This is a genomic window from Acinetobacter lwoffii (assembly GCF_029024105.1).
In the GTDB taxonomy this organism is placed as follows: domain Bacteria; phylum Pseudomonadota; class Gammaproteobacteria; order Pseudomonadales; family Moraxellaceae; genus Acinetobacter; species Acinetobacter lwoffii.
On record NZ_CP118963.1, the window covers coordinates 943,145 to 956,294 of the forward strand.

General features: G+C 43.6%; 11 protein-coding genes. 8 read left to right on the forward strand and 3 right to left on the reverse strand.

What is annotated here, in order from left to right:
- Positions 1-5: 5 nt before the first annotated feature.
- The 3 genes from PYW33_RS04435 (at position 6) to PYW33_RS04445 (ending at position 4,466) form a co-directional block, all read left to right on the forward strand.
- Positions 6-1,241, forward strand: a complete 1,236-nt coding sequence (locus PYW33_RS04435) for a lipoprotein-releasing ABC transporter permease subunit (RefSeq protein ID WP_004645695.1) — start codon at positions 6-8, stop codon at positions 1,239-1,241.
- A complete protein-coding gene (lolD, locus tag PYW33_RS04440) occupies positions 1,234-1,917 on the forward strand; it encodes a lipoprotein-releasing ABC transporter ATP-binding protein LolD (RefSeq protein WP_004645694.1) in 684 nt (227 codons plus the stop codon). The genes PYW33_RS04435 and lolD overlap by 8 nt, the downstream gene beginning before the upstream one ends.
- Before the next feature lie 86 nt (positions 1,918-2,003).
- Positions 2,004-4,466, forward strand: a complete 2,463-nt coding sequence (locus tag PYW33_RS04445; RefSeq protein ID WP_026055727.1) for a DNA internalization-related competence protein ComEC/Rec2 — start codon at positions 2,004-2,006, stop codon at positions 4,464-4,466.
- Here the strand turns inward: PYW33_RS04445 and PYW33_RS04450 are convergent.
- Entirely contained in the window at positions 4,455-5,429 is a 975-nt protein-coding gene (locus PYW33_RS04450; RefSeq protein WP_004645691.1) for a lysophospholipid acyltransferase family protein, read from the reverse strand. The genes PYW33_RS04445 and PYW33_RS04450 overlap by 12 nt on opposite strands.
- Before the next feature lie 125 nt (positions 5,430-5,554).
- On the opposite strand from PYW33_RS04450, the gene sppA reads away from it, so the two are divergent.
- Together sppA and PYW33_RS04460 are read left to right on the forward strand one after the other, a co-directional pair.
- Positions 5,555-6,577 (forward strand): signal peptide peptidase SppA, encoded by a 1,023-nt coding sequence (gene sppA / locus PYW33_RS04455; RefSeq protein WP_004645690.1) that lies wholly within the window; start codon positions 5,555-5,557, stop codon positions 6,575-6,577.
- On the forward strand, positions 6,574-7,377 hold the full coding sequence (locus PYW33_RS04460; RefSeq protein WP_004645689.1) for an alpha/beta fold hydrolase: 804 nt from the start codon (positions 6,574-6,576) through the stop codon (positions 7,375-7,377). Before sppA ends, PYW33_RS04460 begins: the two co-directional genes overlap by 4 nt.
- Before the next feature lie 64 nt (positions 7,378-7,441).
- Here the strand turns inward: PYW33_RS04460 and purN are convergent, their stop codons facing one another.
- Both purN and purM read right to left on the reverse strand, forming a co-directional pair.
- A complete protein-coding gene (gene purN / locus PYW33_RS04465) occupies positions 7,442-8,071 on the reverse strand; it encodes a phosphoribosylglycinamide formyltransferase (RefSeq protein WP_004645688.1) in 630 nt (209 codons plus the stop codon).
- A gap of 6 nt (positions 8,072-8,077) precedes the next feature.
- Positions 8,078-9,148 (reverse strand): phosphoribosylformylglycinamidine cyclo-ligase, encoded by a 1,071-nt coding sequence (gene purM, locus PYW33_RS04470; RefSeq protein ID WP_004645687.1) that lies wholly within the window; start codon positions 9,146-9,148, stop codon positions 8,078-8,080.
- 135 nt (positions 9,149-9,283) lie between these two features.
- On the opposite strand from purM, the gene cxpE reads away from it, so the two are divergent.
- The 3 genes from cxpE to rbtA all read left to right on the forward strand — a co-directional run bounded on the left by cxpE (position 9,284) and on the right by rbtA (position 13,143).
- A complete protein-coding gene (cxpE, locus tag PYW33_RS04475) occupies positions 9,284-10,504 on the forward strand; it encodes a chloramphenicol efflux transporter CxpE (RefSeq protein ID WP_004645686.1) in 1,221 nt (406 codons plus the stop codon).
- 14 nt (positions 10,505-10,518) lie between these two features.
- Entirely contained in the window at positions 10,519-11,223 is a 705-nt protein-coding gene (gene hda / locus PYW33_RS04480) for a DnaA regulatory inactivator Hda (protein ID WP_004645685.1), read from the forward strand.
- A 120-nt stretch (positions 11,224-11,343) separates the two neighbouring features.
- A complete protein-coding gene (rbtA, locus tag PYW33_RS04485) occupies positions 11,344-13,143 on the forward strand; it encodes a rhombotarget A (RefSeq protein ID WP_004645683.1) in 1,800 nt (599 codons plus the stop codon).
- Positions 13,144-13,150: the final 7 nt, after the last annotated feature.

The window sequence follows — 13,150 nt, forward strand, 5'->3', positions numbered from 1 at the left end:
TGGTTATGTTCAAACCAATCTCGCTGTATATAGGGTTGAAATATACTCGCGCACGGCGTAGTAACCACTTCATTTCTTTTATCGCGTTGGTCTCAATGATCGGCCTCACACTCGGTGTGGCAGTCCTCATTACAGTGTTGTCTGTGATGAATGGTTTTGACCGAGAGTTAAAGAATCGTGTCTTAGGAATGATACCTCAAGCGACTGTTTCCTCAACACAAATTTTAACAAATTGGCCAGAACTTGCAAAGCAAATTGAAGGGCATGAGCATGTTCAGGGAGTCGCACCTTTTACTCAATTACAAGGCATGCTGACCGCACAGGGTCAGGTCGCCGGCATTATGGTCAGCGGGATTGAACCCGAGTATGAGAAAAAAGTTTCAATTATACAAAACCATATGGTTGAGGGCAGTATCGACAGCCTGAAAAAAGGTGAATTTGGTATTGTTTTGGGCAAGCAAATGACCGATGCCATGGGTGTGGGTTTAAATGACAATATTACTCTGGTTTTGCCAGAAGCCACCCCATCACCAGCTGGTGTCGTCCCGCGTTTCAAGCGTTTTAAAGTGGTGGGAATCTTCAGTATTGGTGCTGAAGTTGACTCGATGATGGGTTATATCGCTTTAAATGATGCCTCGACCTTGCTGCGTCTACCGGATGGTGCGCAGGGTGTGCGTATGAAGCTGGATGATATTTTCCTGGCACCACAAGTGTCTCAGGAAATTGTGCGTGATTTGCCGGGGAATTTCTATGCTTCGGACTGGACTTATACCCATGGTAATCTGTTCAGCGCGATTCAGATGGAAAAAGCCATGGTCAGCCTGCTTTTATTCCTGATCGTTCTAGTCGCGGCATTTAATATTGTGTCTTCACTGGTGATGGTGGTGACGGATAAAAAATCGGACATTGCCATTTTAAGGACTTTGGGGGCTTCACCTGCCACCATTACCAAAATCTTTATGGTGCAAGGTACCGTGATTGGGGTGATTGGAACTTGTGCAGGGGCCATCCTCGGGATTATTGCGGCAACCAGTATCAGTAGCTTTATTGGCTGGCTCAACAATACTTTAGGCCTGAATATGTTTGATGCCTATTTTATTAACTACTTACCTTCGTATCTGCGCTGGCAGGATGTCTTGGTGATTGTAGGCTTGTCACTGGCACTCAGTTTTGTCGCGACAATTTATCCGGCTTTACGTGCAGCAAAAATTCAACCGGCAGAGGCTTTGCGTTATGAGTAATCTGATTTTAGATGCCCAGAATATTCACAAATCCTTTACCGATGGCAAGGCCACTGTCGATGTGATTCGCGGCTTGTCGCTACAGGTAAAAGCAGGTGAGTTTGTTTCGATTGTAGGTTCAAGTGGTTCAGGCAAAAGTACCTTATTACATGTTTTGGGTGGATTGGATCGCCCGACGTCAGGTCAGGTCATGGTGAATGGCCGCCGTTTTGATACCTTGTCTGAAGCAGAACGCGGTTATGTGCGGAATGAGCATTTGGGCTTTGTTTATCAGTTTCATCACCTGTTGCCAGAATTTACGGCACTGGAAAATGTGGCCATGCCGCTGATGTTACGCGACAACATGAAGTTTAAGGAAGCCAAACAGCAGGCCGAATATTTGCTGGAACGTGTTGGTCTTTCGCATCGTCTGACTCACAAGCCGGGTGAATTATCCGGAGGTGAGCGTCAGCGTGTAGCTTTGGCGCGTGCAGTGGTCGGTAAACCTAAACTGATGATGGCCGATGAACCGACCGGAAATCTAGACCGCAAGACTGCAGCAAAGATTTTTGAACTGCTGACCGAATTGCAACGTGAGTTCAATATGGCGATGCTGATTGTGACGCATGATGAACAGCTAGCCCATGCAGCAGATCGGATTTTACATATGCAGGATGGTCTCTGGATTGAACCATAAATAACGAGAATATTCGCATTTGATTGAAGCTCACTCCGGTGGGCTTTATTATTGGGCAAAATAATAACAAGATAGAATAAGATTCAATGTTGCAGTGGCTATGTATTGGCTGGATTTTAGGCCTTGCGTGTATGGGGAAAAGTTTCCTGTCTGTTCAACTGAGCGGAACGGCAGTTTTGATCGTTGCGCTGTTGTGGTATCTGTGTTGCCATAAATTAAAGCTCATCTTGAATACACCACTGAGAAGCCTGTTGATCACTGGATCAAGCCTGCTTTTGGGACTATTTTTAGGTCATGCTTATGCCAATCTGCAACTGGCTGAACGTTTATCCAAGCGAGAACACGAGGTATCTGAAAAAGAAATCGTGGTCTATATCAAAGAGCTGAATAAACTGGGCGATCAGAATATCCAGCAAGCCCTGCATGTGCTTAACCCTGATGGCACTACAGTTAAGTGGATGGGTTTTCTGCCAGTTTCAGATCCTGTCATATCCAGTTTAGGAAATGATGTAACCAAACAGCAGACTCTTGAACTGGGACACTATTATTTATTACAAGGCCAGATTCGACCTAACCATAGTTATGCGACACCGGGTGCTTTTGATGCAGAAAAATGGGCCTTGCAGCAAAATGTTATGGCCGGGTTTAGGATTAAACATATCCAAGAGTTGCAACCGCAACAACTCTATGCACTAGGTCATGCTAAATATCTACGTCAGCAGAAAAATTTGAATCAGCGATTTTTGCTTTGGGTAGAACAGCAGCGACTGACCTTAAGAGAGTTTGTGGCCACACAACCAGTACAGCAGAAAGGCTTGTTACTGGCTCTATTAAGTGGTGATGAAAGTCTCTTGGATCAAGCGACGGAACAGCAATTCCAGCGTTTTGGCATGAGTCATTTACTGGCGATTTCCGGACCGCATGTCCTGATCTTTGCCTTTATCGTTTGTGGAGCGTTGCAATATCTGATTTCAAGGTACGTACCGCAGATTTATCTGAAATGGCCAAGGCAGTATTTTTTGAGTCTGCCTTTTTTGTTATGTGTATTGCTGTATTGTGCCTTTGTCGGTTTTGAAATTCCGGCGTTACGCACTTTACTGATTTGTGTGATTGTGACTTTTACGCTGCTGCTCAGGCAAAGTATGCAGCCATTAAAACTGCTGATTTTAAGTGCTGCCTTATTGTTGCTCTTTGATCCTTTTAGCATTTTGTCGGCCGCATTCTGGCTGTCTTATGGGGCCTGTTTTGTCTTGCTGCGGATCTATCAAACCATTCAGCAGCAACCGCATCAAACAGTACAAACAGCATTACAACGACTGTATTTTGCAATAAAAGTTTTGATGGAGTCGCAGTGGAAAATCTTTCTGGCCCTGTTTCCCTTAATGATGTTGTTTTTTAAGCAGGTGGCTTGGATTACCCCGCTAAGCAACCTGGTGGCTATCCCGTGGATTGGCCTGCTGATAGTTCCCGTAGATATTCTGGCGGCTTTATTATTTTTCATCTCTGAACCACTTTCGAGTCTGCTGTTTCAGCTCAATGATATTTTTATTCATATGCTGCTGGCATTTCTGAATCTGCTTGATCGGCTGTTTGCGCCACAACTGATTCCGGTAGCCATGAATGTCTGGATGATTGCTCTATGTATTTTGGGCTTGTTAATTGTCTTTTTGCCGCGTGGCTTAGTGCCCAAAAGCTGGACAGCAATTGCCTGTGTACCGCTGTGCATTCCTCAACTTAATCAGCATGCATTTCAGCTGTCTGTTCTGGATGTCGGGCAGGGACAGGCCATCTTCATTCGTGACGGGCAACACAGCATGATGATTGACATGGGTGGTTATTATAATGAAGAAAAATTCAGTATTGGCCGGCAAGTGATTATGCCGTTTCTATCTGTGCAAGGTGTTGGAGAACTGGATCGACTAATTTTGACTCATCTGGATCAGGATCATAGCGGTGCTTATTTCAGCATTAAAGATCAATTAAACATCAAGCAAGTGTCATCCAATCAGATGCCTGAAACCGCTACTTCTTCAAGCTTTCAGTTTTGTTATGAAGGACAGCAATGGCAATGGTCTGAAGAGATTAACTTTAAAATTCTGGCACCTCGGCAGCAGCAGTTAAATATGCCAAACTTCAATAAAAACGACCGATCTTGTGTGATATATCTGCAAGTTAAAAATGCCGGACCGTATCAAAAATTTTTACTGATGGGGGATGCGGGTTGGGAAACTGAATATCAGTTACTCCAAAATTATCCGGAACTTAAAGTCGATGTGCTGGTACTCGGCCATCATGGCAGTCAGCACAGTTCAGCCTATCAATTTTTAGAAGTTTTGCGACCTAAATTGGCGATTGCCTCGGCTGGGAAATTTAATCGCTATGGCCACCCGAGCCAACTGACGCAGCAACGGTTAAAAGCTCTTAATATTCCCTTATTGACCACGGCAGAACAGGGGAGTGTACACTTCCAGCAACAAGGCTCAGAACTGGTGCTTTCTGCCGAACGACATGAATGGCGGTGGTTGTATCGTCAGCCTTTAAGTCACTGATTCCAGCATCGGCAAAACTTCATAGGCGTCTTGTGTTCTCAACGCATTTACTTTGTCCAAGGCTTGTTCATGTTCAAGTTTATAGAGATTTCCTAAATCTTGATGCGCATTAAAGCGTTTATAACTCCAGTGATAATGTTCCGGATGGCGGCGAATTAAATTTTCAATACTGTTGATAATGACTTGCGTACCTTGATTGGCATTGCCACTATAAATTTTTTCATCAACCGTTTCGATAAAGATATCGAATCCATCTGCAGTATTACGTAGAGCATATAAAAACAGGGCGCGGGCTTTGGTCTTTTGAATCAGCTTGGCACTTAAATTGCTGGTGGCCAAAGGCACTCCAAAATAAGGAATATATTCACCACCGACATTTGGGGTATGGTCTGGCAAGATCACGGTGGTGCCACCTTGTTTTAAGGCCTTAAAAATCTGACGGACGCCAGATTCATCGGTCGGCACCAGATGTGCCTGTTCGCGGCTACGCGCAGCCCGTACAAACTGATCCGCTGCCTGATTTTTCACCGGTTTATACATAATGGTCATTGAGGTGAACTGGGCAATATAGGCATTCATAATTTCCCAGGTACCAAAATGTGGCACGATTAACACTAGGCCTTTATTTTGTGCCAGTGCATCATGCAGTAGATCTTCGCCAATGACGCGATGCACCCGTTTGATATTTTTCTGATTACTTGAACCCCAAATGGTAAAAAACTCGAAATATGACATTAATTCATTGCGAACCGCCGCACGGTTAATACGTTCACGTTCGTCATTGGACAGTTCAGAAAGGCTGATCTCGAGATTGAGGCGAATAATTTCCGAAGTTTTGGTGACTTTGAAACTGTTCACAATAAAGGCCAGAAGACGGGCCATCCATCGAGAAACCGGAAGCGGTTGGCGGCTAATGTATTTGAGTAAACCGTAAGCTGAATTCCGTGAGTCCTGTTTGGTCATTGATTTAATATAAGTACAAAAAAAGAGAACAAAATTTATTATAGGCGAAAACGTTTTGTTTAGACAGAATTACCCGATTCAGTGTATATAATGGGCTCAATATAAATCAATTTATTGGATTATTTATGTCCGATTGGCCACCAAAACCTGAAAATCAAATACAAAATACGCAACAACCAGTTCAACCGACTGGTCCGGAATGGAAACTGCTGGAAAAAGCAGTTTTAGCTTCTGTTGAAGAACAGCGCCGTGCACGCCGTTGGGGAATTTTCTTTAAATTTCTGACTTTTGCTTATCTGCTTGTTGTCATTTTGGCATTAGGCAAAAGCTGTAGTTCAGTTTCTTCAGATGCTAGCGCTGCTGCGGGTTCGCATATCGCAGTCGTGGATATTGTGGGTACGATTGCAGCCGACAAGCAAAGTGTGAATAGTAACAATACGATTAAATCACTGAAAAAAGCCTTTGAAAATAAACAAAGTAAAGCGGTAGTAATGAATATTAACTCGCCGGGTGGTTCACCAGTGCAGTCTGATGAGATCTGGCAGGAAATCCAGTATCTGAAAAAGCAGCATCCTCAGAAAAAACTCTATGCTGTAATTGGTGATACCGGTGCTTCAGGGGCCTATTATATTGCCTCTGCTGCGGATGAAATTATTGTCAATCCTTCCAGTTTAGTCGGTTCTATCGGTGTGATCATGCCGAATTATGGTGTGACTAATTTGCTGCAAAAGCTTGGGGTTGAAGACCGCACCATGACTTCAGGTGAAAATAAAGCCCTGCTGTCGATGACTCAACCAGTCGATCCTGCACAAAAAGCCCATGTACAAGGTGTTCTGGATAATGTGCATGGTCATTTTATTAATGCCGTAAAACAGGGGCGTGGCAATAAATTGAAATCCAATGATCCTGCGATTTTCTCTGGTTTATTCTGGACGGGGGATCAGGCAGTGAAATTAGGGATTGCGGATCGTATCGGTAGCTTAAATACCTTGAAACGTGAATTGAAAACTGAAAAAGCGTTCAATTACACCATTGAATATAGTCCATTTGAATCAGTCTTGGGCCGTATGGGATCATCCATTGGGGATGGAATTGCTTCTTCGGTTGCACAGAAGCTTCAGTCAGAAAACAGTACGACACTGCAATGAAACCACTGATTCATTTCGCGCACGCCAATGGCGTGCCATCCAAAGTCTATCAAAAGCTGTTTGATGGATTGCAAGATGATTACGATATTATCTATGTGCCGCTTTTAGGGCCGGATAAGCGTTATCCGGTTGATAACCATTGGAAAAGCCTGACCCAGCAAGTGATTGACAGTATTGTGCGTCAGTCACATGGGCGACCCGTGATTGGTCTGGGCCATTCTTTGGGATCCGTGTTAACTCTGCAGGCGGCTTTACAGCGCCCGGAACTGTTTTCACAAATGATCATGCTGGACCCGCCAATGATTATGGGCAAAGAAGCCTTTGCCTTGCATATCGCCAAGACTTTTCGTTTAAAAGCATTGGATAAAATGTCTCCGGCAGGTTTGTCGAAACGCCGTCGAGATCATTGGGTTTCACGGGAACAAGCCGCTGAATTGCTGCGCCCTAAAGGTTTTTATCAGGATTTTGATGCAGATTGTTTCCAGGCTTATATTGATTATGCCTTGCAGGAGGATCCCATCCGGGGTGGAGTAGAACTCACTATCCCTAAAAGGGATGAGGTCGCAGTCTTTAGAACCAATCCGTCACTGTGGTGGTTGCCTCAGGCAAAACCAAAAATTCCTGTGCATCTGGTCGTTGCCGAGAAAGGCCCATTTCTGGCCCGTAAGTTCCCGCAACAAGTGCAAAAGAAGTTTGGTATTCCTTTTACCGTAGTGGATGGCGGGCATATGTTCCCATTGGAACAACCCGATCAAGTAGCTGGCTTGGTAAGGCAATTGATTCACCAGCAGTCTACCTAAGTTGTTGAATATTTTGAAAATAAAAAACGCATCCGAGGATGCGTTTTTTTATATCTAAATTTTTTTAGAACTTGCAGAATTGAACAGGCGCTTGCATTTTCTCATTTCGATACAGCACACCGTCTTCAGTATGTTGAATCGTACCGCTACAAATCCATTCTACGACTTGTGGATAGATTACATGCTCGAGGCTATGCACACGTGTTGCCAAACTTTCTACCGTATCGTGGTGAGAAACCTTGAGAACACCTTGAGCAAGCGCTTGCCCTGCATCCAGCTCAGCCGTAACATAATGCACCGTACAGCCGTGCAGAACATCACCGGTATTGAGTACACGCTGATGCGTATGCATACCTTTATAATAAGGCAATAGGGAAGGATGAATGTTCAACATTTTGCCTTCCCAGGCTTTCACAAATTTTTCACTTAAAATTCGCATAAAGCCGGCAAGCACCACCAGATCTACATCCCAATCGAGTAACTGTTGATGCATCACATCATCAAAAGCTTCACGATTCGGATATTGCTTGTGTTCAATAATTGCAGTCTGAATCCCTGCGTGCTGTGCACGTGTTAAAGCAAAGGCTTCAGGTTTGTTGGAAATCACGCCTACAATTTGGCCTGAAAGATTGGCATCAATCAAGGCTTGCAGATTTGATCCACTACCTGAAACAAGTACAGCAATTTTAATCATGCGAAATTACGCGAAGATCACACGAATTTTTTCGTCTGCACCTGCAACCGATTCAGCATTGTCTTGAATCTGACCCATTGCCCATGCTTTTTCGCCAAGCTGGTTGAGTAATTCAACAGTTTTGTCTGCATCAGCTGCATCAACGACCAGCACCATACCAACGCCACAGTTGAAAGTACGATACATTTCAAATTGTTCTACGCCGCCTTCACGTTGTAGAAGCTTGAATAGCTCAGGCCACTCCCAAGAAGATTCATTCACAAGCGCTTGAGCACCGTTTGGAAGTACGCGCGGCAAGTTACCTGGTAAACCACCACCCGTGATGTGTGCCATCGCATGCACATCAACGTGTTTTAACAGTTCAAGAATTGGTTTGACATAAATACGTGTTGGTTCCATTGCAGCATCTGCAAGTGGGCGACCATCCACGATTTGATTCAGGTCAACGTTTTTCACGTCCAGGATTTTACGAAGCAGTGAGTAGCCGTTTGAGTGCGCACCTGAAGAAGCTACACCAATTAAAACGTCACCCGCTTTGACTTTAGAGCCATCAATAATTTTGCTTTGCTCAACAACACCGACACAGAAACCTGCAAGATCGTAATCTTCGCCTTCATACATGCCTGGCATTTCAGCAGTTTCACCGCCAACTAATGCACAGCCAGCAAGTTCACAACCAGCGCCAATACCAGTGACTACATTTGCAGCAACATCAACATTTAAGTGACCAGTTGCATAATAATCAAGGAAGAACAGTGGCTCAGCACCACAGACAAGAAGGTCATTCACGCACATTGCAACCAGGTCTTGACCAATTGTGTCATGACGGTTCAAATTCAGTGCCAGACGTAATTTTGTACCAACACCATCTGTGCCAGATACGAGAACAGGTTCTTCATAACCTTTAGGAATTTTACAAAGTGCACCAAAGCCACCTAGACCGCCCATAACTTCGGGACGTGAGGTACGCTTAGCGACAGATTTGATACGATCGACTAACGCGTCGCCCGCCTCAATGTCGACACCTGCATCTTTGTAGCTTAAACCAGTGTTTGGGGTAGAAGTTGAGTTGCTCATAATGAAGTCTCCGCATTCGCGGGTGCGATTATAACCTGAATATGTAAAACTCTTATGGTATTTGTGGCCTAAAATGCTATCTTTATTAAAATATTTTAATTTTTAGAATGATTAATAGAGAAAAGGCAAGATTCTATGGTCGATCGTACTTTACGGCGCATTCTTATACTTGCTGGTATAGCATTGATACTTTGGGTTTTATATCTGCTTAAACCAGTTGTAGTTCCTTTTGTTGCAGCTTTTCTAATTGCTTATTTATTTAGCCCCTTGGTTAATGTTTTGCACCGCATTGGGCTGGCTCGATGGCTCTCGATCAGTATCGTATTTATCGGGATTGGGATCGTGGTTACATTGGTGATGTGGTATCTGGTGCCACTAGTCTGGCAGCAGCTGATGTATGCGCGTGATAGCATTCCGGCCGGGATTCACTGGATCAATTACACGTTCCTACCTTGGCTTTCCGATAGCTTTAATCTGGTTCCGATGGAGATCGATACTGACCAGATTTCCTCAGTAGTAATGGACTATGTCCAGACCAATTATAGTGCTGACAGTATTCAGGCAATGCTGCTGAAACTGGCACAATCTGGTCTGAACTTTATCCAGATTGGTGGCACGATTGTCCTGATTCCGATTATTGCCTTTTATTTCTTGCTGGATTGGGATCGTATGTTAGACAGCTTACGCCGTCTAATTCCCCGTCCTTATGAAAAAACAACCTTAACTATTGTGAGTGAATGTCATAGTGTGTTAGGTGCCTTTGTCAAAGGTCAGTTCCTAGTCATGGTTCTGCTGGGCGTAGTCTATGCAGTGGGACTGCAACTGATTGGCCTAGAGATTGGCTTGATCATCGGGATGATTGCCGGATTGTGCAGTATCATTCCGTATCTTGGTTTTGCGGTTGGAATTATTGCCGCAGTCATTGCAACCTTTTTCCAATTTGGAATCGACTGGTGGCAACTGGTATTGGTCGGGATTGTCTTTATGGTCGGGCAGGCCGTCGAAGGCTATATTCTGCAACCGTTCTTGCTAGGTGATAAAATCGGTCTTTCTCCTGTAGCTGTAGTGTTTGCAGTTCTGGCAGGTGCACAACTGGCCGGTTTCTTGGGCATGCTGATTGCCTTACCGGTGGCAGCCGTGATTGTGGTACTGCTGCGGCATATCCGTGAGTATTATGAACATACGCCATTTTATGGTGATCGGGCTGTTATCATACAAGATGCATCTACCGGTTCAATCAATATTGAAACAGCAGACTTAGATGTTGATATTGAAATGAAAAAGCCACAGAAAAAACCGCTGCAAGCAGAGGAGAACTCAAGTAAAATTCACGATCCACATCGTAAAGACTCATAAGGCCAAAAAATCGTATGCGTCAATTGCAGTTAGATATAGAACCTCAGCTCGATGCCCGAATCAGTGATTTTTCAGGGCCGGGTTGGGGGCATGTCATTGATGCTGTCCGTCAATTACATGCAGGCCTCATCAACCAATTTTATGTCTATGGGGGAGCCGGTACAGGTAAAAGTCATTTGTTGTCTGCCATCTGTGACTCTTATCTGGAAGTAGGTAAATCTGCAATTCAGGTATCTTTGCTTGAGCTTTTAGATGCACCGACTGAGGCGATTACTTCTCTAGATCGTTTTGATCTGGTAGCACTTGATGATATCGAAGCGATTAGTGGCGTACCCCATTGGCAACGCGCAGTATTTCACTTGATTAATTATAATAATGAAGGTGGTGGGCAGTTGGTGTTTTCGTCACGTTTTGCACCTATCGAACTCAAACTCGAATTGCCAGATTTACAATCCCGTCTCACGCAGGCGGTCAGTACCCGTGTTCCGAGTGGCAGTTTGTATGCTGATCGCTATGCGCTGGTTTCCTCGGTACTCGATCGTCGTGGGATCCATTTAGACCCTCAAATCTTTGACTATTTACTAAGCCATGGGCCACATCAAACTTCAGTGCTGCTTCAAAGATTAGAGCAGATTATTCAATTGCTTAAAGGGGAAAAATTGAAAGTCAGCAATGCTAATCTGCGGCAGATATATGCCTTGATTGACGAATATCGGTAAAATATAAAAATTCTTGAGTAATTACTCAGTCTATGACACAGTAAGGCAAAATAATTCGCTGTTGCAAGGATTCTGCAACTTTAGAAGAAAAAGAAAGAAATAAAAATTAAGGAGAAGGTTATGCTCAAGAAGAGCATAGGCATAGCTTTGCTATGTATAGCGGGGCAGTCGTATAGTGCAGATATTATTGTAACCACTACAGAAGATATTGAAAAAGATGACAAGGAATGTTCACTTCGAGAAGCTGTTGAGTATGTTAACCGTGGCTTAGCTAAATCAGGTTTTATGGGGTGTGGTGGGGAGAACTCATCCAGTACCATTATTTTAAAAGAAAAAAATACTTATGTGTTGAACCAGCATATCGCGATTAAAAAATCTCTTACCATCCGTGCGGTCGCAGAAAGTGATGGCGAATTCAGTACGGATGAAAAAGCATTAGGCTTGCATAATGCTCATATTCAAATGAAAGGTACTGATAACCTTTTCCGGATTAACAGTACAGATACATTGGTTCAGTTAAATTTGAAAGAACTGGATCTTGAAGGCTGTGGTAAAACCAGTTGTGCTGAACAAGGTGGCCTAATTTATAATAAAGGTCAGCTAATTCTAGAATATAACCGTCTATTTAATGCTGCTGCCAACTTGGGTGGGGCAATTTATAATGCTGGCAAGTTTGGTCAGAACTTAACAAGCCGTGCACAAATTAAAAATAGTCTGATCGAAAATAATAAAGCCCAACGAGGCGGGATCCTGTATAGCGAGCTACCTGCTTTCCTCATTTATCAAAGTGTACTTAAAAATAATCAGACACTGGATAATTCCGCGACCAATATTTATAGCGCGGGACAGTTTGCTGACTCCAGTAAAGATCAAGGTATTAGTGGGGAGATATTAAGTAGTACGATACTAAAAAATAAGGGTGTACTCATTAATGTCCTGGATGGGATGGGATTGAATAATCTCACCATAGTTGATAATGAAAATACTGCTTTACGCATCCATGCGCCGTATGGAAGAGCCTATGTAGCGAATAGTATTATTTTAAGAAATGGTACACAGGATTGCCAAATTATCACTGGTGACAAGTCTGTGTCGCAAAATAATCTACTGACAGCCTCGTGTGGTGTAGGGGATTCCGTCGCACCGAACCAATTCTGGAGTGGTACACGACTTTTTGCTGAATCCTCAGATAAAAGTGAAGGTGCTTGTCAGACCCTAGAAGAAAATAATAATGCCATACTTTGTCCATACAGCGTTCCTAAAGGACAATTTCTCGGTTATATGCGTCCACGAATTTTGTTGAACTATATCCTTGTGAATGAATCGCCGATTGTGAATAGAGGCACAGGATTGAATCTGGCAAATCCAACAGTAGCATGTGAGGCGGCAGATCAGCGCGGGATCAACCGTTTGATGGATAATCTGTTTTGTGATCGTGGTGCTGTTGAAATCACGATACCAATCTCAGGCAGTCTGGTGGGACAAGATCTGTTAAAGGGTGAAATTGCCAAGTTTTCAATTGAATCTTATCTGGGAGATAGTGATTTAATTCCAAAAGAACAGTGTAATGCCATTGTTGGTCAGAATCCGACGGGGGAGCCTTGGCAAGATGGCTGTTTGAAAGTGGTACAAACCAAAACAGCTTCCAAGGGTAAAACAATCATCGATATTCATGGCAATGTCGTTTATACCCCGGATTCTACCTGGCATGGAGCAGATATTTTCGAACTACAAGTGGTGACCTCATCGACACGGTTTAATAAAAGTAAACCTTATTTGACTATTACTACTCAAATTGTTCAGGAGCCAAAAAATGAAATGGAAGACAAAGCAGTCAAAACTTCAGGCGGCTCATGGGGTGGTGGTGGGCTACTGATTTTACTCGGATTAATAGGTTTACGCCGTGGATTAAAAGATTAAGGAAAAA

Excerpts from the sequence above, each read along its gene's own strand:
- PYW33_RS04460 (WP_004645689.1), top strand. The coding sequence starts at position 6,574 with ATGAAACCACTGATTCATTTCGCGCACGCCAATGGCGTGCCATCCAAA.
- sppA (WP_004645690.1), top strand. The coding sequence starts at position 5,555 with ATGTCCGATTGGCCACCAAAACCTGAAAATCAAATACAAAATACGCAA.
- purN (WP_004645688.1), bottom strand. The coding sequence starts at position 8,071 with ATGATTAAAATTGCTGTACTTGTTTCAGGTAGTGGATCAAATCTGCAA.
- PYW33_RS04435 (WP_004645695.1), top strand. The coding sequence starts at position 6 with ATGTTCAAACCAATCTCGCTGTATATAGGGTTGAAATATACTCGCGCA.
- rbtA (WP_004645683.1), top strand. The coding sequence starts at position 11,344 with ATGCTCAAGAAGAGCATAGGCATAGCTTTGCTATGTATAGCGGGGCAG.
- lolD (WP_004645694.1), top strand. The coding sequence starts at position 1,234 with ATGAGTAATCTGATTTTAGATGCCCAGAATATTCACAAATCCTTTACC.
- purM (WP_004645687.1), bottom strand. The coding sequence starts at position 9,148 with ATGAGCAACTCAACTTCTACCCCAAACACTGGTTTAAGCTACAAAGAT.
- PYW33_RS04450 (WP_004645691.1), bottom strand. The coding sequence starts at position 5,429 with ATGACCAAACAGGACTCACGGAATTCAGCTTACGGTTTACTCAAATAC.
- hda (WP_004645685.1), top strand. The coding sequence starts at position 10,519 with ATGCGTCAATTGCAGTTAGATATAGAACCTCAGCTCGATGCCCGAATC.
- PYW33_RS04445 (WP_026055727.1), top strand. The coding sequence starts at position 2,004 with ATGTTGCAGTGGCTATGTATTGGCTGGATTTTAGGCCTTGCGTGTATG.
- cxpE (WP_004645686.1), top strand. The coding sequence starts at position 9,284 with ATGGTCGATCGTACTTTACGGCGCATTCTTATACTTGCTGGTATAGCA.